This window comes from Achromobacter sp. Root83 (genome assembly GCF_001428845.1).
Classification (GTDB): Bacteria; Pseudomonadota; Gammaproteobacteria; order Burkholderiales; family Burkholderiaceae_B; genus Achromobacter.
Window position 1 is genome coordinate 92,630 of record NZ_LMIU01000012.1, and the last position, 24,537, is coordinate 117,166.

Annotated in this window: 18 protein-coding genes; 14 read left to right on the top strand and 4 right to left on the bottom strand. The window is 67.6% G+C overall.

All coding sequences use genetic code 11. From position 1 onward, the window contains the following. Positions 1-115 precede the first annotated feature (115 nt). The 3 genes from ytfE to ASE30_RS12815 all read left to right on the top strand — a co-directional run bounded on the left by ytfE (position 116) and on the right by ASE30_RS12815 (position 2,256). The gene (gene ytfE, locus ASE30_RS12805; protein ID WP_057284687.1) at positions 116-796 is read left to right on the top strand and encodes an iron-sulfur cluster repair protein YtfE; all 681 of its coding nucleotides are present in this window, start codon (positions 116-118) and stop codon (positions 794-796) included. Positions 797-860: 64 nt separating this feature from the next. Next, positions 861-1,271 carry a hemerythrin domain-containing protein gene (locus ASE30_RS12810; protein ID WP_057284688.1) on the top strand — a complete coding sequence of 137 codons (411 nt, stop codon included), beginning with the start codon at positions 861-863 and terminating at the stop codon, positions 1,269-1,271. Positions 1,272-1,338: 67 nt separating this feature from the next. Then, positions 1,339-2,256, top strand: a complete 918-nt coding sequence (locus tag ASE30_RS12815; RefSeq protein WP_057284689.1) for a DUF808 domain-containing protein — start codon at positions 1,339-1,341, stop codon at positions 2,254-2,256. A gap of 35 nt (positions 2,257-2,291) precedes the next feature. Here the strand turns inward: ASE30_RS12815 and ASE30_RS12820 are convergent, their stop codons facing one another. From ASE30_RS12820 to ASE30_RS12830, 3 genes are read right to left on the bottom strand one after another with little or no spacing between them, the layout of a single operon-like run. Next, entirely contained in the window at positions 2,292-3,779 is a 1,488-nt protein-coding gene (locus tag ASE30_RS12820; RefSeq protein ID WP_057284690.1) for an efflux transporter outer membrane subunit, read from the bottom strand. A 2-nt stretch (positions 3,780-3,781) separates the two neighbouring features. Further along, positions 3,782-6,955, bottom strand: coding sequence for an efflux RND transporter permease subunit (locus ASE30_RS12825; RefSeq protein ID WP_057284691.1), 3,174 nt, complete (start codon positions 6,953-6,955; stop codon positions 3,782-3,784). Next, positions 6,952-8,073: an efflux RND transporter periplasmic adaptor subunit gene (locus ASE30_RS12830; protein ID WP_369819324.1), complete on the bottom strand. Its 1,122-nt coding sequence runs from the start codon at positions 8,071-8,073 to the stop codon at positions 6,952-6,954. The genes ASE30_RS12825 and ASE30_RS12830 overlap by 4 nt, the downstream gene beginning before the upstream one ends. A gap of 197 nt (positions 8,074-8,270) precedes the next feature. Between ASE30_RS12830 and ASE30_RS12835 the strand changes: the two genes are divergently transcribed. Further along, the gene (locus tag ASE30_RS12835) at positions 8,271-8,894 is read left to right on the top strand and encodes a TetR/AcrR family transcriptional regulator (protein ID WP_057284692.1); all 624 of its coding nucleotides are present in this window, start codon (positions 8,271-8,273) and stop codon (positions 8,892-8,894) included. A gap of 12 nt (positions 8,895-8,906) precedes the next feature. Here ASE30_RS12835 and ASE30_RS12840 read toward each other — a convergent pair whose 3' ends face one another. Beyond that, positions 8,907-9,287, bottom strand: a complete 381-nt coding sequence (locus ASE30_RS12840) for a VOC family protein (RefSeq protein WP_057284693.1) — start codon at positions 9,285-9,287, stop codon at positions 8,907-8,909. 155 nt (positions 9,288-9,442) lie between these two features. Between ASE30_RS12840 and ASE30_RS12845 the strand changes: the two genes are divergently transcribed. The 10 genes from ASE30_RS12845 (at position 9,443) to ASE30_RS12890 (ending at position 24,526) form a co-directional block, all read left to right on the top strand. Further along, the gene (locus ASE30_RS12845) at positions 9,443-11,416 is read left to right on the top strand and encodes a choline BCCT transporter BetT (RefSeq protein ID WP_057284694.1); all 1,974 of its coding nucleotides are present in this window, start codon (positions 9,443-9,445) and stop codon (positions 11,414-11,416) included. Between the two features lie 158 nt (positions 11,417-11,574). Beyond that, the gene (locus tag ASE30_RS12850; protein WP_057284695.1) at positions 11,575-12,708 is read left to right on the top strand and encodes an efflux RND transporter periplasmic adaptor subunit; all 1,134 of its coding nucleotides are present in this window, start codon (positions 11,575-11,577) and stop codon (positions 12,706-12,708) included. Positions 12,709-12,723: 15 nt separating this feature from the next. After that, the gene (locus ASE30_RS12855) at positions 12,724-15,834 is read left to right on the top strand and encodes a MexW/MexI family multidrug efflux RND transporter permease subunit (RefSeq protein ID WP_057284696.1); all 3,111 of its coding nucleotides are present in this window, start codon (positions 12,724-12,726) and stop codon (positions 15,832-15,834) included. A gap of 10 nt (positions 15,835-15,844) precedes the next feature. Then, on the top strand, positions 15,845-17,365 hold the full coding sequence (locus tag ASE30_RS12860) for an efflux transporter outer membrane subunit (RefSeq protein WP_057284697.1): 1,521 nt from the start codon (positions 15,845-15,847) through the stop codon (positions 17,363-17,365). Positions 17,366-17,420: 55 nt separating this feature from the next. Continuing rightward, positions 17,421-18,080 carry a metalloregulator ArsR/SmtB family transcription factor gene (locus ASE30_RS12865; protein ID WP_057284698.1) on the top strand — a complete coding sequence of 220 codons (660 nt, stop codon included), beginning with the start codon at positions 17,421-17,423 and terminating at the stop codon, positions 18,078-18,080. After that, positions 18,077-18,973 carry a LysR family transcriptional regulator gene (locus ASE30_RS12870; protein ID WP_057284699.1) on the top strand — a complete coding sequence of 299 codons (897 nt, stop codon included), beginning with the start codon at positions 18,077-18,079 and terminating at the stop codon, positions 18,971-18,973. The genes ASE30_RS12865 and ASE30_RS12870 overlap by 4 nt, the downstream gene beginning before the upstream one ends. A 222-nt stretch (positions 18,974-19,195) precedes the next feature. Beyond that, complete coding sequence (locus ASE30_RS12875; protein WP_057284700.1) at positions 19,196-20,686, top strand: ABC transporter substrate-binding protein; 1,491 nt, start codon at positions 19,196-19,198, stop codon at positions 20,684-20,686. Positions 20,687-20,863: 177 nt separating this feature from the next. Next, entirely contained in the window at positions 20,864-22,663 is a 1,800-nt protein-coding gene (locus tag ASE30_RS12880; protein ID WP_057284701.1) for a gamma-glutamyltransferase family protein, read from the top strand. A gap of 86 nt (positions 22,664-22,749) precedes the next feature. Continuing rightward, positions 22,750-23,724, top strand: coding sequence for a diacylglycerol kinase family protein (locus ASE30_RS12885; RefSeq protein ID WP_057284702.1), 975 nt, complete (start codon positions 22,750-22,752; stop codon positions 23,722-23,724). A gap of 10 nt (positions 23,725-23,734) precedes the next feature. Further along, complete coding sequence (locus tag ASE30_RS12890; protein WP_057284703.1) at positions 23,735-24,526, top strand: metallophosphoesterase; 792 nt, start codon at positions 23,735-23,737, stop codon at positions 24,524-24,526. Positions 24,527-24,537 lie beyond the last annotated feature (11 nt).

Consider the following 24,537-nt stretch of genomic DNA (forward strand, 5'->3'; position numbering starts at 1 on the left):
GCCGGGCCAGGGTGATAACTACCCTTTAATTTCCAGGTGATTGATAAATCTCAAGTTTTTCCTGGCACGGTTTTCGCATCTATCTCGGTACCGTCATGATCAATGGAGAGACGCGATGAGCATGGTTGAGCAATCCCTGGGCCAGTTGGCCCGCAGCATTCCCGGCGCCACGCAGGTATTTCATGAATTCGAACTGGACTTCTGCTGTGGAGGCAAAAAAAGCCTGGCCGAAGCGGCGGCCCAGCGTTCGCTGGACCCGGCGCAGATCGAGGCCCGCCTGATCGCGCTGGCGCAGAATCCCGTGCAGGAAAGGGATTGGGGCCTGGCGTCGGCGGCCGAACTCGTGGACCACATCCTGGAGCGCTATCACGAGGTGCATCGCCAGCAACTGCCCGAACTGATCCGCCTGGCGCTGAAGGTCGAGCAGGTGCACGCCGACAGCCCGGATTGCCCGGCCGGCCTGGCCGACCATCTGCGCGCCATGCAGCAGGAGCTGGAAAGCCATATGCAGAAAGAGGAACAGGTGCTGTTCCCGATGCTGGCGCGGGGCCACGGCGGCATGGCCACCATGCCGATCATGGTGATGCGCATGGAGCACGACGACCACGGCGTGGCGCTGGAGCGCCTGCTGGCGCTGACCAACAATGTGACCCTGCCGCGCGCCGCCTGCAATACCTGGCGCGCGCTGTACCTGGGCATCCGCCAGTTCAAGGAAGACCTGATGGCGCACATCCATCTGGAAAACAACATCCTGTTCGAAAACGCGGGGGCGCCGGCAGGGCGTCCTCAGGCCTGAAGGGCTTGCGGCAGGCAGCAAGGCGGGGCCCGCCGGCCCCGCGGCATCAGTCGGGAAAGTTCGTATGAATATCGATAAATTCAAGCAGCAGCATGTGGATATCCTGCAAGGCATCGCGTCGCTGCGCAAGCTGGCGCTGGCAGGCGTGGCGCGCAACGCGGCCGAGATCGCGCGGGGCATCGTGTCCATGAGCGCAACGATCAAGCTGCATCTGGCCGTTGAAGACAGGGCGCTGTATCCGGCCGTGGCGCGCAGCGCGGATGCCGATCTGGCGCGCAAGGGCCGCGAATTCCAGGAAGAGATGGACGCGATCGCCGCGGCCTACGAGTCCTTCGCGAAACGCTGGAACAACGCTCGCAGCCTGGAACTGGACGAGTCCGGCTTTCGGGATGACGCCAATACGGTGTTGCGCCGGGTCCATGAACGGATGCAGCGCGAGAACCGCGACCTGTACCCCCGCATCGAAGCCATGTAGCCCCCGGAGCCGCTGGCGGCCGCCCCTGTACACTCGGGAAACCTTAATGGTCGAGAGGGGAATCTTGATGGCCGGTAGCAGCTTCTTCGCATTGTTCGACGATATCGCCACCATCCTGGATGACGTCTCCGTCATGACCAAGGTGGCGGCCAAGAAGACGGCGGGCGTGCTGGGCGACGATCTGGCGCTGAACGCCCAGCAGGTCAGCGGGGTGCCGGTAGATCGCGAACTGCCGGTGGTATGGGCCGTGGCCAAGGGCTCGTTCATCAATAAGCTGATCCTGGTGCCCGCGGCGCTCTTGATCAGCGCGTTTGCGCCTTGGGCCGTGACGCCATTGCTGATGCTGGGCGGCGCATTCCTCTGCTACGAGGGCGTCGAGAAGCTGGCGCACAAGTATCTGCCGCACGGAGAATCCGCCGAAGGCCATCACGCGGCGCGGGCCGCGGCCCTGCAGAACCAGGCGGTCGACATGGTGGCGTTCGAGCGCGCCAAGATCAAAGGCGCGGTACGCACCGACTTCATCCTGTCCGCGGAAATCATCGTCATCAGCCTCGGCGCCGTGGCCGGCGCGGACTTCACCCGCCAGGTGTCGGTGCTGTCGATCATCGCCATCGCCATGACGGTTGGCGTCTATGGCCTGGTGGCGGGCATCGTCAAGCTGGACGACCTGGGCCTGTACCTGAGCCAAAAATCCTCGCAGGCCATCGCCTGGCTGGGCAAGCGCATCGTGGGCGCGGCGCCCTATCTGATGAAGACCTTGTCGGTATTGGGCACCGCCGCCATGTTCATGGTGGGCGGCGCCATCCTGACCCACGGTATTCCGCCGGTGCATGCCGTCATTGAGCACGCCGCCGCCGCGGTGGGCGGGGGCGGCGCGGTGCAGGCGCTGACATCCACCGTGCTCAACGCCTTGTTCGGCATCGTGGCGGGCGCCGTGGTGCTGGGCGTCGTCGGCGTCGCCAAGCGCTTGTTCAAGAAAGGCTGATACCGGCTAGCGGGCCGCGCGGGGCGGCGCCCCGCTCACTGCGGCCGCTGCGCCGTTTGCACGGCGTCCACCGGCGATCCCATCGCCTGGAACAACGCCGCCGTTTCCGTCAGCCTGTCGTTGGCGTATTCCAGTTCGCGCAGCCGGGCCGCGACGTAGTGCTGCTCGGAGGCGTACTCGGTGTACGGCGCCAGCGCGCCCAGCCGCACGCGGCTGGCCGTATTGCGGTAGGACAGCTCCGCCGCCCGCCGCGACGCTTCGGCCGAGGCCAGAGCCTGTCCGCCGGCATCCAGGCGCGACAACGTGTCCGCCACGTCTCGGAAGGCGGTCAGCACGGTCTGCTTGTATTGCAGCACCGAAGCCTCGTAGCGCTCCTTGGCCGCGCTGCGTTCGGCCAGCAGCGCGCCGCCATGGAAGATGGGCTGCGTCAGCGATGCGCCGATGGCCCAGATGGATCCGGCGCCGGAGAGCGCGTCCGCCCAGCCGAAGCCGCCCTTGCCCATGGACGCCGACAGCGACAGGCTGGGGAACAACTGGGCGGTCGCCAGGCCCACGTCGGCGGCAGCCGCCTGCACGACGGCCTCGGCCACCTGGATATCCGGGCGCGCGGCCAGCAGTTCGGAAGGCACCACCACCGGCACCTGGGCCGGCACGGCCAGGCTGGCGAAGGCCAGGTCGGGCGGCGCCTGATCGGGATTGCGGCCCAGCAGCACCGCCAGCGCGTGCCGCGTCGCGTGCCATCGCGCGCGTAAGCCGGGCAGCGAAGCCTCCAGCGTGGCGGCGTCCTGGTCGGCGTCCAGCGCATCGTTCTGCGAGGCCGACCCCAGTTCGTACCGCCGCTGCGTGTCGCGCGCAACCTGCCGCAGCAGCACCACCTGTTTTTCCGTCAGCGCCACGCGTTCAGCCAAGGAGGCCGACGTGATGGCGCCGGTGACGATATTGCCTGCCAGCGAGCGCCGCGCGGATTCAAGCTGGAAAGCCTGCTGCTCGACCTGCGCCGCCAGCGACGCGTTGGCGAAGCGCGCGGCGCCGAACAGGTCCAGGTCGTAGGTCGCCTGGATCTGGCCGGTGAAGACGTTGTAGAGCGCGGTGGGCTGGGGCAGGTTGGGCATGGTCAGCGCCCGGTTGCGCGTGGCGCTCGCGCCCGCGTCCACCGATGGCAGCAGCGACGAATTCACCTGTCCGCGCAGTTGCTCGCGCGCGCCGGCCAGGCGGCGTTCCGCCGCGGCCAGATCGGGGCTGTTGGCCAGGCCTTCTTCTACCAAGGCGTTCAGCGCGTCCGATCCGTAGCGCTTCCACCACGCCGGCACCGGCTGCGCGCCGCGTTCAAAGCGCTGCGCTACGCCGTTGCCGGAGGCGCCCGTGGCGGGCGCCGGTTCCACGCCGTACTGCGCGGGCTGCGCCACCGCGGGCGGCCCGCTGTCCGGCGCGAAGGCGCAGGCGCCCAGTGCCAGGACCAGCGGCAGGGCCGCCAGCCGCCAGGGCGCGCGATGCCAGGGTGTGAGATAAGAATGCATCCGCATCGTCAGGCTCCTCGTTCCACCGTGTCGCCCGCATTGGCGCCGGGCGGCACGCCTTCCGGTTCGTCGCGCTCGTCATGGCGCACGCGGAACCAGGCGGCATACAGCGCGGGCAGGAAGAACAGCGTCAGCACCGTGGCGCTGGTGATGCCGCCCATGAGGGCGGTGGCCATCGGGCCGAAGAAATTGCTGCGCAACAGCGGGATCAGCGCCAGCACGGCGGCGGCGGCCGTCAGCGTGATGGGACGGAAGCGCCGCACCGTGGCGCCGACGATCGCATCCACGCGCTTGTGGCCCGCGCCGATGTCCTGTTCGATCTGATCCACCAGGATGACCGAGTTGCGCATGATGATGCCGAACATGGCGATCACTCCCAGCATGGCGACGAAGCCGAACGGCTTGCCGAACAGCAGCAGCGCGGCCACCACCCCGATCAGCCCCAGCGGCGCGGTCAGCACCACCATCAGCACGCGGGCGAAACTTTGTAGCTGCACCATCAGCAGCGTCAGCACGGCGACCGCCATCAGCGGCATCTGCGCATTGATGGACGACTGTCCCTTGCCGCTTTCCTCGACCGGGCCGCCGACCTCGATCCGGTAGCCGACGGGCAGCTCCGCGCGCAGGGCATCGAGCCGCTTGTCGATCGCGTGCGTGACGTCGATGCCTTGCGCGCCGCCGGTCACGTCGGCCTGGACGGTGATGGTGGGCTGGCGGTCGCGCTCCCAGATGACGCCGTACTCCAGGCCGTAGCGCACCTGACCCAGGCTGCCCAGCGGAACCGGTCCGTTGGACGTGGGCATGGCCAGCGTGGCCAGGCGGGCAGGGTCGATCCGCTCTTCGCGCGGGGCGCGCAGGCTGACGTTGATCAGCTTGTCGCGCTCGCGGTATTGCGTCACGGTGTAGCCCGACAGCGTCATCGCCAGGAAGTTCGAGATGTCGCTGGAACTGATGCCCAGCTCACGCGCCTTCTGCTGGTCGATCTCGAAGCGCACCGAACGTTCGGACGGTTCGTCCCAGTCGAACTGCACGTTGGCCGAGCGCTTGTCGGCGCGGACCTCGGCCGCGACCTTTTCGGCCACCGCGCGCACGTCCGGGATCTTGTCGCCGCTGACGCGGAACTGCACCTGGTAGCCGACGGGGGGCCCGTTCTCCAGCCGCGACAGGCGGCTGCGGATGGCGGGGAAGTCGCTGCGCAGCATCGGCTCGAGCCACTGCGCCAGCTTTTCGCGGTCTTCCACCGAGTGGGTGGTGATGACCAGTTGGGCGAAATTGGGGGTGGCGAGCTGCTGGTCCAGCGGCAGATAGAAGCGCGGCGCGCCGGTGCCGACGAAGCTGACGGAGTGGTCGATCTCGGGCCGGCCTTCCAGCGCCTTTTCCAGGCGTTCCACCTGGCGCAGCGTGGCGGCGAACGACGCGCCTTCCTGAAGGCGCACGTCGACCAGCAGTTCGGTGCGGTCCGAGCTGGGGAAGAACTGCTGAGGCACGAATTTGAATCCGGCCATCGACACGGCGAACACCAGCACGGTTCCCGCCAGCACCACATAGCGGCGGTCCACGCACCACGCCACCCAGCCGCGCAGGCGCTGGTAGAAGCGGGTGTTGTAGATGTCGTGCTCATGGTCGTCGGGCAGATGGGCTTCGCGCTTGCGCTCGGGCAGCAGGCGGTAACCCAGCAGCGGAATCAGCACCACGGCGGCAAACCAGGAGGTGATCAGCGCGATGGCGGACACCTGGAAGATGGAGCGGGTGTATTCGCCCGTGCTGGACTTGGCCAGCGCGATGGGCAAAAAGCCCGCCACCGTGACCAGTGTGCCGGTCAGCATGGGGAAGGCGGTGCTGGTGTACGCGAAGGCCGCCGCCCGCGCCCGGCTCCAGCCCTGTTCCAGCTTCACGGACATCATCTCGACGGCGATGATCGCGTCGTCCACCAGCAGTCCCAGCGCCAGCACCAGCGTGCCCAGCGACACCTTGTGCAGCCCGATGCCGAACATGTCCATGAACAGCGCGGTGATCGCCAGCACCACAGGGATCGAGATCACCACCACCATGCCGGTGCGCAAGCCCAGCGACACCAGGCTCACGATCAGCACGATGGCCACCGCTTCCGCGACCGAGCGCAGGAAGTCGTCGACCGAGTGCGACACCGCCTGCGGCATGCTGGAGACTTCCGTCAGCGTCAGCCCGGCCGGCAGTTGCGTCTTCAATTCCCCGAATTTGGCGTCCAGCGATTTGCCCAGGCGCACCACGTCCTGGCCGGGCTGCATGGTGATGCCGATGCCCAGCACCGGGCCGCCGGAGAGGCGCATCTGCTGGGAGGGCGGATCGTCGTAGCCGCGGTGGATCGTGGCGATGTCGCCCAGCCGGACGGACTTGCCGTTGACCCGGATCAGCGTGTCCGCCAGCGCGCGGCTGTTGGGAAACTGGCCGGTGGGCCGAACGAAGATGCGGTCGTCCGCGGTGGTCAGCGTGCCCGCGGCCTCCACGGCGTTCTGGGTGTTGATCGCCTGGGCGATCTGCTGCGGCGACACGCCCAACCGGGTGAGCTGGGTATTCGTGATCTCGATGTAGATGTGCTCGGGCTGGTCCCCGAAGTAATCCACCTTGGCCACGCCGGGAACGCGCAGCAGCACCGTGCGCAGCTTGTCCGCGTAGTCGTGCAGCTGCGCCGGCGAGAAGCCGTCGCCCTGCAGGGTATAGATGTTGGTATAGACGTCGCCGAACTCGTCGTTGAAGAACGGGCCCTGCACGCCTTGGGGCAGCGTCGCCTGGATGTCGCCGACCTTCTTGCGCACCTGATACCACTGGTCCGCCACGGTGCTGGCGGGCGCCGAGTCCTTCATCGTGTAGAAGATCAGCGATTCGCCCGGGCGCGAATAGCTGCGCAGGAAATCCGTGTTGGATGTTTCCTGGAGCTTCTTGGCGATGCGGTCGGTGACCTGTTCCTGCACCTGCTGGGCGGTGGCGCCAGGCCATAGGGTCTGGATGACCATGACGCGGAAGGTGAACGGCGGGTCCTCGGACTGCGCCAGCCGGGAATACGACAGCACGCCGAACAGCGTGACCAGCGTGATGATGAAGATCACCAGCGGCTGATGGCGCAAGGCCCAGGCGGACAAGTTGAACCTGCCTTCCTCGTGGCGGTGGGCGTCGGCCGCGGCGTCCTTGCCGGGCGCGCTCATGACGCAAAGTCCTCGGGGTGCAGCGGCGGGACCGCGCGGACCTTCTCGCCGGCGGACACCGTGTGCACGCCTTGCCACACGACGCGTTCGCCGGCCTCGATCCCGTGGGACAGGGTCACGGTGCGCGCGTCGTAGCGCAGCACCTGCACGCGGCGCAGCTCCAGCGTGTCTTCCTGCGGCTTCACGACCCAGATGGCCGGATCGCGGCCGTCATGGAACAGGGCGGTGGCCGGCACGGTGTAGGTCGCGCGGCCATTGGCGGAGCGGTTGTCGAAGCTGATATTGGCCGTCATGCCCAGGCGGACCTCGGGCGTGGGCGACTCCAGCGTGAGCTTGGCGCGGTAGGTGCGGCTTTGCGGATCGGCGGCCGGCGCGATCTCGCGCAGCACGGCGGCGAAGGTCTGGCCGGGCAGGGGGCCCAGCGTGACGGTGGCGCGCTGGCCGATCTCCAGGCCGGCCAGAACGCTTTCGGGTACGTCGCACAGTGCATCGACGTCGCCCGACCAGGCCAGTTGGTAGACGGGAGTGGCCGCCTCGACGTTCTGTCCGGTATCGGCCTGCTCGGCGGTGATGACGCCGGCGTGCTCGGCCTGCAGCGTGGTGTATTTCAACTGATCGGCCGATAGCGCGGCCTGCTGGGCGGCCTGGTCGCGCTGGGCCAGCGCCGAGGCGTAGGCATTGCGGGTCTGTTCCAGTTGCGTGGCGGCGATCAGGTTTTCGCGCGCCTGGGCGCGGTCCCGGTCCAGTTGCTGGCGTGCGTATTCAAGCTGATGCTGGGCCGCCGACAACTGCGCGCGGGCGGCGGCGGCGTTCTTGGTGGCATCGGACGGATCCAGCCTGGCCACGGTCTGGCCCGCCGCGACGGTATCGCCCAGCCGGACCTTGCGCTCCACGATCTTGCCGCCAACCCGGAACGACAGCGGCGTGCTGTAGCGCGCCTGGACTTCGCCGGGCAGGGTCCAGGCGGGCAGGCGCTCGTCGGCCTGGGCTGGCATGGCGACCACCGGGCGCGGGGCCGGCGGCGGCGCCTCCTTGCGGCCGCAGCCGGCGGCGGCCAGTGCCAGGACGGCGGGCAGGGCCAGCAGGCGCGTCCAGCGGCGGGCGGCGGCAATTGACAGGGTCGGCGCTGCGGAGGCAGCGGCGTTGCGGGCGGCGGTGCGCGCGCAAGGGCCAGGACAGTTCACGAAACACCTCGCGGCGCGGAAAAGGGCGTAAGGAAGGACGAGCCGGGCTCGCTACGGTGTGGATTCTAATACAGGTATGTATCTGGATTCAATGATGAATCCGAAACGCGGGCCAATGCTAAACTCGCGCCATGTCAAAAGTCCGCCTTACCCGCGAGCAGAGCCGAGATCAGACGCGCCAGCGTCTGCTCGACGCCGCGCAATCGATCTTCCTGTCCAAGGGCTTTGTCGCCGCCAGCGTCGAAGACATCGCTGAGCAGGCGGGCTACACGCGCGGCGCGTTCTACTCGAATTTCAGCAGCAAGTCCGAACTGTTCCTGCAACTGCTCAAGCGCGACCATGAAAGTGTCATGGCCGACATGCGGGCCATCTTCGAAGACGGCGAGACCCGTTCGCAGATGGAAGCGCGTGTGCTCGAGTACTACAGCACGCATTACCGCGAAAATGACTGCTTCCTGCTCTGGATGGAAGCCAAGCTGCAGGCTGCCCGCGATCCGGACTTCCGGGTGGGTTTCACGGCCTGTCTGCGCGAGCTGCGCGAGGCCACCACTGAATACATCCGCCAGTTTTCGGCGCATGTGGGCACGCCGTTGCCGCTGCCGGCCGAACAGCTCGCGCTGGGCCTGCTGGCCCTGTCGGACGGCATGCAGTTCAGCTATGCGTTCGACCCCCAGGCCGTCACCCCAGAAATGACCGAAGCGGTGCTGGCGGGATTTTTCCGCCGCGTGGTCTTCGGCGATCCCAAAGCGGAATAGGGCCGCGGGGCTTCAGCCCAGCAATTCCGATATCTCGATCAGGTTCAGGTCGGGGTCGCGCAGATACACCGAGCGGATCTTCCCGGTGGCGCCGGTGCGCGGCACCGGTCCTTCGATGATCCGCGCGCCTGCCGCTTTCAGCCGGACAATCACCTCGTCCAGCGGCCGGTCGGCGATGAAGCACAAATCCAGCGCGCCGGGCACGGGCAGGTGGGCCTTGGGTTCGAATTCCCGGCCGCGCACATGCAGGTTGATCTTCTGGTTGCCAAAACGCAACGCCTGCCGGCCTTCTCCGAAGGTCTCCAGCCGCATGCCGAGGATGCGGGTGTAGAAGTCCACCGTGGCGTCGGGGTCGGTGCAGGTCAGGACCAGATGATCCAGGTGATCGATCATGAATGTCTCCAGGCGTCGGGCGAGGGCTGCGCGGCCGAACCGCGGTTTCGATTGTCAACCGGCCCAAGCCCGTGATAGTAATACCGGCAGCGCTCCGGCCGGGCTGAGGGGGCCAGCGCCGTACTTCGCGACCCTTGGGCGTAAGGAGCGGCAGCATGACTTCAGAATCCCGTCCGCGCACGACCATCAACCGGCCCGTTTTCTTCACCTCGGCCGTGTTCATTCTGATGCTGGTGGGTTTTGCGATCATCGCGCCCCAGGCGGCCCAGGACCTGTTCGAATCCGTGCAGGCCTGGATCCTCGGCAACGTGAGCTGGTTCTACATCCTGGTGGTCGCCATCATCCTGCTGTCGGTCGCGTACCTGGCGGTCAGCCGCTACGGCGACATCAAGCTGGGCCCCGACCACAGCGAGCCCGATTACCGCAACTTCACCTGGTTCGCCATGCTGTTCTCGGCGGGCATGGGAATCGGCCTGATGTTCTTCGGCGTGGCCGAACCCGTCATGCACTTCATGTCTCCGCCGGTGGGCGAGGGCGGCACGGCCGCGGCGGCCCGCGAGTCCATGAAGATCACCTTCTTCCACTGGGGCTTGCACGCGTGGGCGATCTACGCGGCGGTGGCGCTGACGCTGGCCTTCTTCAGCTTTCGCCACGGCCTGCCGCTGACCTTGCGCTCGGCGCTGTATCCGCTGATCGGCAACCGCATCCACGGACCTATCGGCCACGCCGTCGACATCTTCGCCATCATCGGGACGGTGCTGGGCGTGGCGACGTCGCTGGGCCTGGGCGTGGCCCAGATGAACAGCGGCCTGAACCACCTGTTCGGCATCCCCGTGGGGGTGACGGCACAGATCGTCCTGATCATCATCACCTGCGGCCTGGCGACGCTGTCGGTGGCAAGCGGGCTGGACAAGGGCATCCGCATCCTGTCGGAGGCCAACATGGTGCTGGCCGTCATCCTGCTGCTGTTCGTGCTGATCATGGGGCCCACGGTGTTTCTGCTCCAGACTTTCGTTCAGAATACCGGCGCCTATCTGTCCGACATCGTCGGCAAGACCTTCAACCTGTACGCCTACGAACCCACCGACTGGCTCGGTGGCTGGACGCTCTTCTACTGGGGCTGGTGGATAGCCTGGTCGCCGTTCGTCGGACTGTTCATCGCGCGCATTTCGCGCGGCCGCACCATCCGCGAATTTGTCTGCGGCGTGCTGCTGGTACCGGCGGGCTTCACCCTGTTCTGGATGACGGTGTTCGGCGACACGGCCATCCACTTCATCCTGGTCGGCGGCGTGCAAAGCCTGGCGCAATCCGTGGATGCCGACAGTTCGCTGGCGCTGTTCGCCTTTCTTGAGCTCCTGCCCTGGAGCAACGTGATTTCCATCTTCGCCATTGCGATGGTGGCGGTCTTCTTCGTCACGTCCGCCGACTCGGGGGCGCTGGTGGTGGACCTGCTGGCCTCGGGCGGAGCGGACCGCACGCCGGTGTGGCAGCGCATCTTCTGGTCGCTGTCGATGGGCGCGGTCGCCATCGCGTTGCTGCTGGCCGACGGCCTGACCGCTTTGCAAACCGCCACTATCGCCAGCGCGCTGCCGTTCTCGATCATTCTGCTGCTGTCCTTGTGGGGGCTGTTCAAGGCGCTCAAGCTGGACGCGACCAAGCGCGGCATCCGCTATCAATCGCTGACCTTGTCGCGGCCCGCGCGCGGCGGGCAATCCTGGGAAAGGCGGCTGCGCAACATGGTCATGATGCCGCGGCGCGCCCATGTGCTGCGCTTCATCTCAGACGTGGTGCGGCCGGCGTTCGACGACGTCGCGGAGGAACTGCGCAAGCAGGGCTATGCCGTCGAGGTGCGCGAAGACGAAGAAGACGGCGGCGCGATCCTGGAGGTGTCCCATGGCGAGCACCTGGATTTTTCCTATGCCGTGCAACCTTTGGCCTTTGTGCGGCCCAGCCTGACGCCCGAAGAGGCCGCCGACGAGGATGAGCGCAAATACTTCCGTGCCGAGGTCCATCTGCGCGAGGGCGGGCAGGACTACGACATCATGGGCTGGAGCCGGGACGCCGTGATCGGCGACATCCTGGACCAGTACGAAAGGCACCGCCACTATCTGCACATGGTGCGGACCTAGCCGTTCGCGCGTCACACCCCGGAAGCCGCCAGGATCGCCTGGCGGCTTTTTCTTTTGCCCATAGCCCTTTCCTATCCCGGACATTGCGTAAGCCGCTTTGACGAAAAAGCTGGAATCATGGATTATCCAAGAATATCCTTGTTTAAAGAGAGCGAATCATGAAGGCGAGATCTGGGCCGTGGACGGCGGGCGCCGTGGCGCTGGTGGCGGTGCTGGCAGGCGCGGGCCTTTATTGGAAGTACGGCGGCGCCGAGCAAAAGGGCGGATGGGCGATGGCGCCGGCCAAGGTGGCGGTGGCGGCGGCAGTCCAGGCCGATTTTCCGGCGGCCCTGAGCGGCATCGGCTCGCTGGAGGCGACGCGCCAGGTGCTGGTGGCGGCGGAGGTGGACGGCCGGGTCGCCCAGATTCTGTTTACGCCGGGCGAACAGGTAAAGGCCGGCCAGTTGCTGGTGCTGCTGAACGACGCGCCCGAGCAGGGCGAACTTGCCCGCCTTCAGGCGCAGGCGCGCAATGCGCGGGCCCTGCTGGAGCGGACCCGCCGCCTCGTGCCGCTGCAGGCGGCCACGCGCGAACAGCTTGACCAGGCCCAGGCCGATCACGACCAGGCGGACGCCGACATCAGGCGCGTGCAGGCGCTGATCGAGCAAAAGCGCGTCAAGGCGCCATTCGATGGAGTGCTGGGCGTGCGCCGGGTGAACCTGGGCCAGTTCGCCCGGGCGGGAGACCCGCTGGTCTCCCTGACCGACGGTTCTTCCATGTACGCCAACATCACGCTGCCGGAGCGGGCGCTGGGCGCGTTGCGCACGGGCCAGCCGGTGACAATCACCGTCGACGCCCATGCCGGGCGCGAGTTCGAGGGCATGGTCGCCACGGTGGAGCCGCAGGTGGATCCCGGTACCCGCACCGTGCGCGTGCAAGCGCTGCTTGCCAACCCCGACGGCGCCCTGGCCGCGGGAATGTACGCGCAAGGACGGATCGGCCTGCCGGACCGTCCCGGCGTGATCACAGTGCCGGAGACGGCCGTCAGCTACAGCGCCTATGGCGATTCGGTATACGTGGTGGCCGAGCCGAAGCAGGGCGAGCAAGCCCAGGGCCTGACCGTCAGGCAAGCCTATGTGAAGACCGCCGAACGCCTGCGCGGCCGGGTGGTGGTGACCGAAGGCTTGCAGGCCGGCGACCGGGTCGTGACCTCGGGCCAATTGCGCCTGCATAACGGCGCGGCGGTCGAGATCCTTCCCGGCGACACCGTGGCGCTGGGCGAACCGCCGCAAGCCGTGGCGCAGGCCCGGTAAGCGGCGGAGGCTGACATGAAATTCACCGATCTCTTCGTGCGCCGGCCGGTGCTGGCCCTGGTGGTCAGCACGCTGATCCTCTTGCTGGGCATCAAGGCGCTGAGCGGGCTGCCCGTGCGGCAGTACCCGCTGACCGAAAGCACCACCATCACCATCACCACCCAGTATCCCGGCGCCTCGCCCGATCTGATGCAGGGCTTCGTGACGCAACCCATCGCGCAGTCCGTGGCATCGGTGGAGGGCATCGACTATCTGTCCTCGTCGTCCACCCAGGGCCGTAGCGTGATCACGGTGCGGATGAAGCTGAACGCCGACTCCAACAAGGCCATGACCGAGGTGATGGCCAAGGTCAACGAGGTCAAGTACCGCCTGCCGCAGGACGTCTACGACCCGGTGCTCGTCAAGTCGGCGGGCGAGGCGACAGCGGTCGCCTACATGGGCTTTTCCAGCACGAATATGTCGCTCGCGGCGCTGACCGACTACCTGTCGCGCGTGGTGCAGCCGCAGCTCTCGTCCATCGACGGCGTGGCCAGCGTGGAGCTGTACGGCGGGCAGAAGCTTGCGATGCGGGTCTGGCTCGACCCGAACCGCATGGCGGCCCGAGGCATTTCCGCCGGCGAACTGGCCGACGCGCTGCGCGAGAACAACGTGCAGGCCGCGCCCGGGCAGGCCAAGGGCCTGTACGTGGTCTCCAACATCCAGATCAACACGGACCTGGTCAACGTGGCGGAATTCCGCGACCTGGTCGTCAAGCGCGAGGGCGGTGCGATCGTCCGGCTGGGCGATGTGGCCACGGTGGAACTGGGGGCGGCTTCCGCGGATTCCAGCGGCCTGATGGACGGCGAGCCGGCGGTGTACTTCGGCCTGAACGCCACGCCGGTGGGCAATCCCCTGGTCATCGTGAAGCGCCTGAATGAACTGCTGCCCGGCATCAAGCAGAACCTGCCTCCCGGCACCAGCGTGCAGGTGCCGTTCGAGCTGGCGCGCTTCATCAGCGCGTCGATCGACGGCGTGACCCGCACGCTGCTGGAGGCCATCGCCATCGTGGTGGCGGTGATATTCCTGTGCCTGGGATCGCTGCGCGCCGTGCTGGTCCCCGTGGTGACCATCCCGCTGTCCATGCTGGGCGGCGCGGCCATCATGGCGCTGTTCGGCTTCAGCGTGAACCTGCTGACCCTGCTGGCCATGGTGCTGGCCATCGGGCTGGTGGTGGACGACGCCATCGTCGTCGTGGAAAACGTGCACCGCCACATCGAGGAGGGCAAGTCGCCCGTGCGCGCCGCCCTGATCGGCGCCCGCGAAGTGGCCGGGCCGGTGATCGCCATGACCATCACGCTGGCGGCGGTCTATGCGCCGATCGGCCTGATGGGGGGGCTGACGGGATCGCTCTTCAAGGAATTCGCGTTCACGCTGGCGGGCGCGGTGGTCGTGTCGGGCGTGATCGCGCTGACCCTGTCGCCGGTGATGAGCTCGTACCTGTTGAACAGCCGCGTGTCCGAGGGCTGGATGGCGCGCCGGGCGGAACACTTCTTCGGGCGCCTGGGCGATGCCTACGGCCGCGTGCTGGACGTGTCGCTGCATCATCGCTGGGTGACCGGTCTGATCGCGGTGGCCGTGCTGATCAGCCTGCCGTTCCTGTACAACGCCGCTCAGCGGGAGCTGGCGCCGGTGGAAGACCAGTCCACCGTGCTGACGGCGATCAAGTCGCCGCAGCAGGCCAACATCGATTACGTCGAAAAGTTCGGCCAGAAGTGGGACGACGTCATGAAGACCCTGCCCGAGCAAAAGGGACGCTGGCTGATCAACGGATCCGAAGGCGTGTCCAACAGCATCGGCGGCGTGGACTTTGTGGATTGGCAGGACCGCAAGCGTTCCGCCGACGAGATCCAGGCCGACATGCAGTCCATGGCCAACCAGATCGAAGGCAGCAACATCTTCGCCTTTCAATTGCCGTCCCTGCCGGGGTCCACCGGTGGGCTGCCGGTGCAGATGGTCCTGATGAGCGCGTCGGATTACGCCGTGGTCTACGAGGCCATGGAAGGCGTGAAAAAAGCGGCGCGCGAAAGCGGCCTGTTCATGGTGGTGGACAGCGACCTGGACTACAACAATCCCGTCGTGCGGATGAAGGTCGACCGGGCCAAGGCCAACAGCCTGGGCGTCACCATGAAGGCGATCGGCGACACGCTGGCGGTGCTGGTGGGCGAGAACTACGTCAACCGCTTCGGCATGGACGGGCGCTCCTACGACGTCATTCCGCAAAGCCTGCGCGAACAGCGCATCTCGCCCGAGGCGCTGGCGCAGTACCACGTCAAGAGCGCCAGCGGGGCGCAGGTTCCGCTATCCAACCTGGTGACGGTGTCGATGGGCGTCGAACCCAACAAGCTGACCCAGTTCAATCAGTTGAACGCCGCCACGTTCCAGGCGATCCCCATGCCGGGCGTCACCATGGGCGACGCCGTGCAATTCCTGGCCAGGCAGGCGCAGACCCTGCCCGCCGGCTTCAGCTACGACTGGCAATCGGATGCGCGCCAGTTCAGCCAGGAGGGCTCGGCGCTGATGATCACCTTCATCTTCGCCATCATCGTGATCTACCTGGTGCTGGCCGCGCAGTACGAAAGCCTGCGCGACCCGTTCATCATCCTGGTGAGCGTGCCCATGTCCATCTGCGGCGCCCTGATCCCGCTGGCGCTGGGCATGGCCACCGTCAACATTTACACACAGATCGGCCTGGTGACGCTGATCGGCCTGATCAGCAAGCACGGCATCCTGATGGTGGAGTTCGCCAACGAGATGCAGGTCAGCCACGGATTGGACCGGCGTGCCGCCATGGAACAGGCCGCGCGCATTCGCCTGCGTCCCATCCTGATGACCACGGCCGCCATGGTGATGGGGCTGATCCCGCTGCTGTTCGCCAGCGGCGCGGGCGCCCACAGCCGCTACAGCCTGGGGCTGGTCATCGTGGTGGGCCTGCTGGTGGGCACGCTCTTCACGCTGTTCGTGCTGCCCACCGTCTACACCGTGTTCGCGCGGGATCACCGGGCGGCCAACGACACGCCGCGCGCCCGCGAACTGGCGCGGGCCGAGGCCGGCGATGCGCAAGCCGCCGCCGTGTCCGCCCAGCCTTGAGGAATCGACCATGAATAGGTTTCATCTCTACACACGGCTGCGCCGCGGCGCCCTGGCGCTGCTGGCCGCGCTGGCCGCCGCCGGCTGCGCGGTCGGGCCCGATTACCGCAAGCCCCGGCCGGCGCCTGTCGTCCTGGCCAGCCCCGAGCAGGCGCTGTTCTCCACGGACCAGCTACAGCGCGACTGGTGGAAGCAGTTGCAGGATCCGCAGCTCGACCGGCTGATCGGCCTGGCGCTGGCCCGCAATCACGACATCCGCATTGCCCAGGCCCGGCTTGCCGAATCCCGCGCGGTGCTCGATGAGAAAGAACTGGACCAGTTGCCGGCGGTGACCCTGGACGGCCGCTATGAGCGCAGCCTGTCGCAGGCCAATCCCGGCGTCGCGGGGCAGCGCAACCTGGCCGAAAGCTACCGGGCCGGCTTTGACGCAAGCTGGGAGTTGGACCTGTTCGGCAGGCTGCGCCGGTCGGCCGAAGGCGCAGCCGCCCGCAGCGGGGCGCAGGCCGCCGATCTTGCCCAGACGCGCATCGTGGTGGCGGCCGAAGTGGCCCGCAACTACTTTGAGCTGCGTGGCGCGGAACGCCGCCTGGTCGTGGCGCGCGCCAACCTGGACAGCCAGCGCGACAGCCTGCGCGTGACCGAGGCGATGGTGGCGGCGGGGCGCGGCGACGAAGGCGATCTGGCCAGCGCGCGGGCCGAGCTGGAAACCGTATTGGCGAGCGTGCCGGTGCAAGTGACGGCCAGGCGGCTGGCGCAGTACCGCATCGCGGTGCTGGCCGGCTTGAGGCCCGTCGAACTGGGCGAGCTGGACGCGGGCAAGCCGCTGGCTCCCTTGACGGCCCGCCTGCCGATCGGCGATGCGGGCGCCTTGCTGTCCCGCCGTCCGGACGTGCTGGCGGCCGAACGGAACATGGCCGCGGCCAACGCGGACGTGGGCGTGGCCACGGCTGAGCTGTATCCCCGGATCGACCTGGGCGGCTTTCTGGGCTTTGTCGCGCTGCGCGGGGCCGATTTCGGCAGCGCGGCCAGCCGGGGTTTCGGCGTGGCGGCGGGCGTGAACTGGCCGGCCTTCCACCTGCCGACGGCGCTGGCCCGCAAGCGCGGCGCCATTGCGCGTTCGGAGGGCGAGGTGGCGCGCTACGAACAGACGGTGCTGCGCGCGGTGGAGGAACTGGAGTCGGCGCTGACGGAGTTTGGCCAGACGCAGCAGCGCCTGGGCAACCTGGCCCAGGCCGCCGCGCACAGCGGGCGCGCGGCCGAGCTGGCCAGGCTGCGCTACCGCGAAGGAAGCACGCCTTATTTGACCGTGCTGGACGCGCAGCGTACGCTTTTGCGCGCCCAGGACGCCGTGGCTGTTGCCGAAGCCCAGTCCTACACCCGCCTGATCGCGCTGTACAAGGCGCTAGGGGGAGGCTGGGAGGCGCCGCCGGAACCGGCGCCGGCCGCTACAGGGCCGGCTGCTACGGGGCCGGCTGCTACAGGACCGGCTGCTACAGGACCGCCTGCCGCAGGGCCTCCCGCCGCCGGCTGACCGCCCGCCTGCGTTCATGGCACCATAGGAAAACTCTCGGAGCATCGTCATCGCCATGTCTGACAGCCTGTCCCAACCCGCCGCCGGGGTGCCGCATCAGCCCGCGGACCGCGTGCTCATGACCTTGAAGACGCGCGGGCCGCAGTCCATCGCGGTCATCGCCCGGGCCATGGATGTGACGGCCGAGGCGGTGCGCCAGCAGATGACCCGGCTGCATGCCGACGGGCTGGTCGACTCCGAAAGCCATAGCGCGGGCCGGGGGCGGCCCACCCAGATCTGGTTCCTGACCGAGGCCGGGCACGGCCGCTTTCCGGACACCCATGCCGAAATGACCGTGCAGATGATAGGCGCCGTGCGCCAGGTGTTCGGCGACGAAGGCGTCGAAAAGCTGATCCAGGTCCGCGAAAGCGCCATGCTGAACAGCTATCACCAGGCCATGCTGGGCGCCAAGAGCCTGAAGGCGCGGCTCGAACGCCTGGTGGACGTGCGCTGCGCCGAAGGCTATATGGCCGAATTGCGCCAGGACGGCGCTGATTTCGTCTTTATCGAAAACCACTGTCCCATCTGCTCCGCGGCGAAAGCCTGTATGGGCTTTTGCCGTAGCGAGCTGGCACTGTTCCGCAATGTGCTGGGCGAGACGGTGCGGATCGAACGCGAAGAGCACATCCTGGCGGGCGCGCGCCGCTGCGCCTATCGGGTCAGCACGCGCGCATGACCCTCAAGCAACTCGAAGCCTTCTACTGGGCCGCCACCTGCGCGAGTTTCGCCGTGGCCGCCGAGCGCCTGCACCTGTCGGTGTCTTCGCTGTCCAAGCGCATCACCGAGCTTGAAGAAACACTGGGCCAGCCGTTGTTCGACCGCAGCGGCCACAAGGCCGTGCTGACCGACGCGGGCCAGCGGTTGCTGCCGCAGGCTCGCGAGCTGCTCGCCGCCGCCGACCAGATCCGCGCGTCCATGGCCGAAGCGCCCGGGCTGCGGGGGCGTTGCCGCTTCGGCGTGGGCGAACTGACCGCGCTGACCTGGCTGCCGCGCCTGATCGGCGTCGTGCGCGCCGCCTATCCCGAACTGGTGCTGGAACCGTATGTGGACATCGGCCAGGTGCTGGAGCAGCGCGTGGCCGACGGCGAGCTGGACTTCGCCGTGATCGCGGGGCGCTCGTCGCGCGTCGGCATTGCGTCGTCGCCGATCGGCGAGGCGCGCTTCTCCTGGGCCGCGGCCCCGTCCGTGCTGCACGGGGAAACCCGCATGACGACGGCGCTCCTGGCCCGTCTGCCGCTCGTGACGCTGCCCGCAGGTGCGGGCACGTCGCGCATCATCGACGACTGGCTGGCCGGCCGCGAAGCCGTGGACGAACGCCTCTGCTGCAATAACTGGGGCGCCATCGTGGGCCTGCTGATCGAAGGCACCGGGGTGGGGCTGCTGCCCACCCATTGGGCGCTCGCGCTCCAGGCCGAAGGCAGCCTGCGCGTCCTGCAGGGCGAACCCGGGCTGGCGGCCTTGCCTTACGCCTTCCAATACCGGCGGGACGACGCGCGCCCGCTGGTCGCGTGCTTGCGCGACGCCGTCGCCGCCGCCGTCGATTTCTCGGCGCCGTGCCGGTTGCCCTGAACCGCGTGTCCGCAACGCGGCCGTCCCAGGCGTATATTTAGCGGCGCGACAGCCGCCGGTCTATACAATCGCCGCGCGCCTGGCGCAGAATCCAACAAGAACGTGCGCAACGGGGGGATGGGCCCGGCGGTGCAGCACGGCTCGGGGCCTGTTCCTCCTTGCCAGGCGGTGCGCCGGCGGCGCGTGGGGAAGCAGGCCGACCTGAATCGACGGAGATCATTCATGCGTAAACTTTGCCTCGCCATGGCCATGGCGGGAATGCTGGCCAGCGGACTGGCGCAAGCTCAGTCCACCTTGCGTATCGGGCTGCAGGACGACCCGGATGTGCTGGACCCCGTGCGCGCCCGCACCTTTGTTGGCCGCATCGTGTTCGCCTCACTGTGCGACAAACTGGTCGAGATCACTCCCGACCTGAAGATCGTGCCGCAGCTCGCGCAATCCTGGACGATCGGCCCGGACCACAAGTCGCTGACGTTCAAGCTGCGCACGGACGCCGTGTTCCATGACGGCACCCCGGTCAACGCCGCTGCGGTCAAGGCCAACCTGGACCGGGCCCGCACCCTGCCCGACAGCAACCGCAAGAGCGAACTGGCCACCGTCGCCAGCGTGGATGCGCCGGACGCCGACACCGTCGTGCTGAACCTGTCCGAGCCGGACGCCTCGCTGCTGTCCCAGCTTTCCGACCGCGCGGGCATGATGATGTCGCCCGCCAGCTTCGATAAGGACCCCGGCGGCAAGCCCGTGTGCTCGGGTCCGTATCAGTTCAAGGAGCGCGTGCAGAATGACCGCATCGTGCTGGAGAAATTCCCCAAGCATTGGGATGCGGCCAATTACCACTTCGACCGCCTGGTCTACACGCCGATCCCCGACACCACCGTGCGCCTGAACAACCTGCGCGCCGGCGACCTGGACATCATCGAACGTGTGGCGCCCAGCGATGCCAAGGCCGTCAAGGACGACCCCAGCCTGCGGCTGGCGCCGGTGACCGGACTGGGCTTCCAGTCCATCTCGGTCAACCTGGGCAACGGCGCGCGCGCCAACAACCCCTTGGCCAAGGACAAGCGCGTACGCCAGGCGTTGGACCTGGCGATCGACCGCGACGTGCTGAACCAGGTCATCGGCGAAGGCATGTTCCAGCCCGCCTATCAGCCGTTCCCGCCGGCCAGCTTCGCCTTCAACAAGGCGTTCGAGCGCAAGGGCCGAGACCCCAAGAAGGCGCAGGCCCTGCTGAAGGAAGCCGGCTATGACCGCGTGAAGTTCGAGATCACCTTCGGCAACAACACCACCATGCAGCAGGTGTTCGAACTGGTGCAGGCCATGGGGGCCGAAGCGGGCTTCGACATCACCTTGCGTCCTGTCGAATTCGCCTCGCTGCAATCGTCGCTCGCGCGCGGCGACTTCGAAGTCGGCCAGAGCGGCTGGTCCGGCCGCGTCGATCCCAGCGGCAATATCCACCAGTACCTGAGCTGCAAGGGCAACCTGAACGATGGCAAGTTCTGCGACGCAGGCGTGGACAAGCTGCTGAACGATGCGCGCGCCGAGGCCGACACCGCCAAGCGCCGCGCCATGTACGAGCAGGTGCTGACGTCCATGCAGGACCAGCGTCCCATCGTCTACCTGTTCTATCTGCCGTGGACCTTCGGCGTGCAGAAGAAGCTGGAAGGCTTCGTGCCTTACCCCGACGGCCTGATCCGCCTGAAGGGCGTCAAATAGGGCCCACCCCCTACCCGCTAACGCGGGCCCCCTCAAGGGGGCGGCGTCTGCGGACCGGCGGAGCCGGATCCGCGGCGCCCTGGATGGGGAGCGCTTTGTAGGGGGGACTGGGGAGGCTGCGGCCTCTCTCCTTTTTGGTTATTTGGGTGCCTGGCACCTTTCCACACAGGATTCACCATGTTTACGACTCGCCCGGAAATTCTCGGCACCTTCGGTGTCGTGACATCCACGCATTGGCTGGCCAGCGCGGCCGGCATGTCGCTGCTGGAGCGCGGCGGCAACGCGTTCGATGCCTGCGCCGCGTCCGCGTTCGTGCTGCAGGTGGTCGAGCCGCACCTCGTCGGCCCGGCCGGCGAAGTGCCCGCGGTGTTCTATTCCGCGCGCACTGGCCGCGTCGAAGTGCTGTGCGGCCAGGGCACGACGCCGGCCGCCGCCACGCTGGAGCGCTACCGCGCCGAAGGGCTCAAGCTCATCCCCGGCAACGGCCTGCTGGCCACCGTCATTCCGGGGGCGTTCGACGCCTGGATGCTGCTGCTGCGCGACCATGGCACGATGCGCGTGCGCGACGTGCTCGAACCCGCCATCTATTACGCCGAGCACGGCCATGCGCTGATGCCGCGCATTTCCAACACCATCGCCGGCCTGAAGGATTTCTTCGAGACGCACTGGCCCACGACCGCCCAGGTGTATGTGCCCGGCGGCAAGGTTCCGGAAGCCCGCAAGCTGTTCCGCAATCCGGCGCTGGCCAGAACGTGGACCCGCGTGCTCAAGCAGGCGGAGAGCGCGGGCGCTGACCGAGAACGCCAGATCGAGGCGGCCCGCGACGCGTTCTATCGCGGCTTCATCGCCGAAGAGATCGACCGGTTCGCCCGCAACACCGACGTCATGGACGAAAGCGGAACCACCCACCGCGGCGTCATCACGGCCGACGACCTGGCGGGCTGGTCCGCCAGCTACGACAAGCCGCTGACCTACGATTACCACGGCTACACCGTGGCCAAGGCCGGCGCCTGGAGCCAGGGGCCGGTGTTCCTGCAGACGCTCGCCATCCTGAAAGACATGGATCTGGCGGGCGTCGGCCCGACCAGCGCCGAATTCGTCCACCGCGTCACGGAGGCCATGAAGCTGGCCTTTGCGGACCGCGAGGCCTATTACGGCGATCCGGCCTTCATCGATGTGCCGCTGGCCCATCTGCTATCGGACGAGTACAACGCGGAACGCCGCAAGCTGATCGGCGAGGCCGCCTCGCAGGACCTGCTTCCCGGCCAGGTGCCCGGCTTCGAGGCCCAGGTGGCGCGCGTCATGGACACGCTCGAACGCCTGTCCAAGGTCAGCGAGCCCGGCAGCGCCACGAACGAGCCGACGCTTGCCGACATGCGCGCCTCCGCCAAGCGCGGGGACACGACGCATGTGGACGTCATCGACCGCTGGGGCAACATGATCTCGGCCACGCCCTCGGGCGGCTGGTTCCAGTCCTCGCCGGTCATTCCGGAGCTGGGCTTCGGCCTGAACACCCGGGCCCAGATGTTCTGGCTGGAAGAGGGGTTGCCGGGCACCCTGGCCCCGGGCAAGCGCCCGCGCACGACGCTCACGCCCTCGCTCGCGCTGCGCGACGGCAAGCCCTACCTGGCGTTCGGCACGCCGGGCGGCGACCAGCAGGAGCAGTGGCAGCTCCTGTTCTTCCTGCGCCATGTGCATCATGGATTGAACCTGCAGGAATCGATCGATCTGCCCATGTCCCACACCATGCATTTCCCCACGTCCTTCTATCCCAGGGACCGCAAGCCGGGACATCTGGCGGTGGAGGCCAGTTTCGGCGCCGAGGTGATCGAGGCCCTGCGCCAGCGTGGGCACCAGATCGAGCAGGTGCCGGAGTGGTCGGTGGGCCGCCTGACCGCGGCTTCGCGCGATCCGGACGGGTTGCTGCACGCGGCGGCCACGCCGCGCCTGATGCAGGCCTACGCCATCGGCCGTTGACCCGCGCGGCGCGCGCTCCCCGTCCGCGGGAGCGCGCGCCGCCTGGCTTCTTGCGGCGCTCTGCCCGCATAGGGTATGTTTGTCCCATGACGCCATCCCACCAGAGTCCGGCAACAGCGGCTCGCTCCCTCACGGGACAGGAACCTCTTTTTATCGTCCTCAATACCGGATCGGGGCGCGGCGACGCGCAGGTCCTGCAGGACACGATCCGCCGCATCCTGGATGAAGCCGGCAGGCGCTACGAACTGATGCCCGTGGACGATCCGTCCCGGCTGACCGACGTGGCCCGCCAGGCCGTCGCGCGCGCGCAGAAAGAGCAGGGCGTGGTCATCGCGGCAGGCGGCGACGGCACGCTGAATGCCGTGGCGGGCACGGTGCTGGGCCAAGGCGTGCCGTTCGGCATCCTGCCGCAGGGCACCTTCAATTATTTTGGCCGCCGCTACGGGATTTCGCAGGATACCCAAGAGGCGCTGACCGGTTTCCTGCAAGGCAGCGTGCGGCCCGTGCAAGTCGGCCTGCTCAACGGCAGGCTGTTCCTTGTCAACGCCAGCCTGGGCCTGTATCCGCAATTGCTCGAAGACCGCGAAGCCTACAAGCAGCGCTTCGGCCGCAGGCGCTGGGTGGCGCTGTGGTCGGGACTGGTCACGCTGCTGCGCGGGGCGCGCCAGCTCGGTCTGCAGCTCGAATACGAGGGGCAGGCGCGCAGCCTGCGCTCGCCCACGCTGGTGGTGGGCAACAACAAGCTTCAGCTCGAACACATCGGCATCCCCTCCGAAGAACTCGACCGCAACCGGCTGGTCGCCATGGCCGCGCGGCCGGTCGGCACGCTGGCCCTGTATGGCCTGCTGCTGCGCGGCCTGCTCAGCCGGCTGGGCGATGCCGAGCATGTGATCAGCTTTGCCTTCGACCGCTTGACCGTGCATGTCCGCGGCCGGCGCAGGGTCAAGGTGGCGATGGATGGCGAGATTTCCTGGATGGATACGCCGCTCGAATTCAAGGTGGCCGCCGGATCGCTGCCGCTGGTGGTGCCGGCGGACTCCGACTATCTGGATCGCTCGTGATGGATCGCTCATGACGCGCATCCTGCATATATCCGATACCCATTTCGGCACGGAACGCAAACCCGTGGTCGAGGCCGTGCTGGATCTTGCCCGTTCGCTGGCGCCGGATCTGGTCGTACTCAGCGGCGATATCACGCAGCGGGCCCGGCGCGGGCAGTTCGCCGCCGCCCGCAGGTTCATCGAGCGCCTGTCGCTGCCCGTGCTGGCGGTGCCAGGAAATCACGACATCCCGCTGTTCAATGTGTTCGCGCGCGCCTTGAACCCCTACGGCAATTACAAGCGGGCCCTAGGTCCGATCCTCGAACCCGTGTTCGAGAACGCGGGCGTGCTGGCCATCGGCGTGAACTCCACGCGTCCGCGCCGCCACAAGGATGGAGAGATATCCGACGCGCAGATCGATCGGGTGGCCCAGCGGCTGCGCCAGGCGCGGCCCGGTCAGTTGCGAATCGTGGTGGCGCATCATCCGGTGCGCGCCAAGGTGGAATCGGATCTGTCCAATCTGCTGATCGGTCGCGAGCGCGCGCTGGCGGCGTGGGCGCGGGCGGGCGTCGACCTGGTGCTGGGCGGTCACATACACTTGCCCTACGTGCTGCCGCTGACCACTGCTTCGGGTCCGGCCGGGTGGATCGTCCAGGCCGGCACGGCCTGCTCGCACCGCGTGCGGGGCAGCATACCCAATTCGCTGGGTGTGATCACCCGTCAGGACCAGGACGGGACGCCGGTGTGCCATGTCGAGCGCTGGGATTACGCAGCCGGCACGCATGCGTTCACGCCGGTCGACAAGACCCTGGTCACGCTGTAGCGCTTTGCCGG

What these genes read in the sequence shown, in the direction of transcription:
- ASE30_RS12870 (WP_057284699.1), top strand. Translation starts at nt 18,077, where the DNA reads ATGACCCTCAAGCAACTCGAAGCCTTCTACTGGGCCGCCACCTGCGCG.
- ASE30_RS12840 (WP_057284693.1), bottom strand. Translation starts at nt 9,287, where the DNA reads ATGATCGATCACCTGGATCATCTGGTCCTGACCTGCACCGACCCCGAC.
- ASE30_RS12825 (WP_057284691.1), bottom strand. Translation starts at nt 6,955, where the DNA reads ATGAGCGCGCCCGGCAAGGACGCCGCGGCCGACGCCCACCGCCACGAG.
- ASE30_RS12875 (WP_057284700.1), top strand. Translation starts at nt 19,196, where the DNA reads ATGCGTAAACTTTGCCTCGCCATGGCCATGGCGGGAATGCTGGCCAGC.
- ASE30_RS12890 (WP_057284703.1), top strand. Translation starts at nt 23,735, where the DNA reads ATGACGCGCATCCTGCATATATCCGATACCCATTTCGGCACGGAACGC.
- ASE30_RS12835 (WP_057284692.1), top strand. Translation starts at nt 8,271, where the DNA reads ATGTCAAAAGTCCGCCTTACCCGCGAGCAGAGCCGAGATCAGACGCGC.
- ASE30_RS12885 (WP_057284702.1), top strand. Translation starts at nt 22,750, where the DNA reads ATGACGCCATCCCACCAGAGTCCGGCAACAGCGGCTCGCTCCCTCACG.
- ASE30_RS12820 (WP_057284690.1), bottom strand. Translation starts at nt 3,779, where the DNA reads ATGCGGATGCATTCTTATCTCACACCCTGGCATCGCGCGCCCTGGCGG.
- ASE30_RS12880 (WP_057284701.1), top strand. Translation starts at nt 20,864, where the DNA reads ATGTTTACGACTCGCCCGGAAATTCTCGGCACCTTCGGTGTCGTGACA.
- ASE30_RS12860 (WP_057284697.1), top strand. Translation starts at nt 15,845, where the DNA reads ATGAATAGGTTTCATCTCTACACACGGCTGCGCCGCGGCGCCCTGGCG.
- ASE30_RS12845 (WP_057284694.1), top strand. Translation starts at nt 9,443, where the DNA reads ATGACTTCAGAATCCCGTCCGCGCACGACCATCAACCGGCCCGTTTTC.
- ASE30_RS12850 (WP_057284695.1), top strand. Translation starts at nt 11,575, where the DNA reads ATGAAGGCGAGATCTGGGCCGTGGACGGCGGGCGCCGTGGCGCTGGTG.
- ASE30_RS12865 (WP_057284698.1), top strand. Translation starts at nt 17,421, where the DNA reads ATGTCTGACAGCCTGTCCCAACCCGCCGCCGGGGTGCCGCATCAGCCC.
- ytfE (WP_057284687.1), top strand. Translation starts at nt 116, where the DNA reads ATGAGCATGGTTGAGCAATCCCTGGGCCAGTTGGCCCGCAGCATTCCC.
- ASE30_RS12855 (WP_057284696.1), top strand. Translation starts at nt 12,724, where the DNA reads ATGAAATTCACCGATCTCTTCGTGCGCCGGCCGGTGCTGGCCCTGGTG.
- ASE30_RS12810 (WP_057284688.1), top strand. Translation starts at nt 861, where the DNA reads ATGAATATCGATAAATTCAAGCAGCAGCATGTGGATATCCTGCAAGGC.
- ASE30_RS12815 (WP_057284689.1), top strand. Translation starts at nt 1,339, where the DNA reads ATGGCCGGTAGCAGCTTCTTCGCATTGTTCGACGATATCGCCACCATC.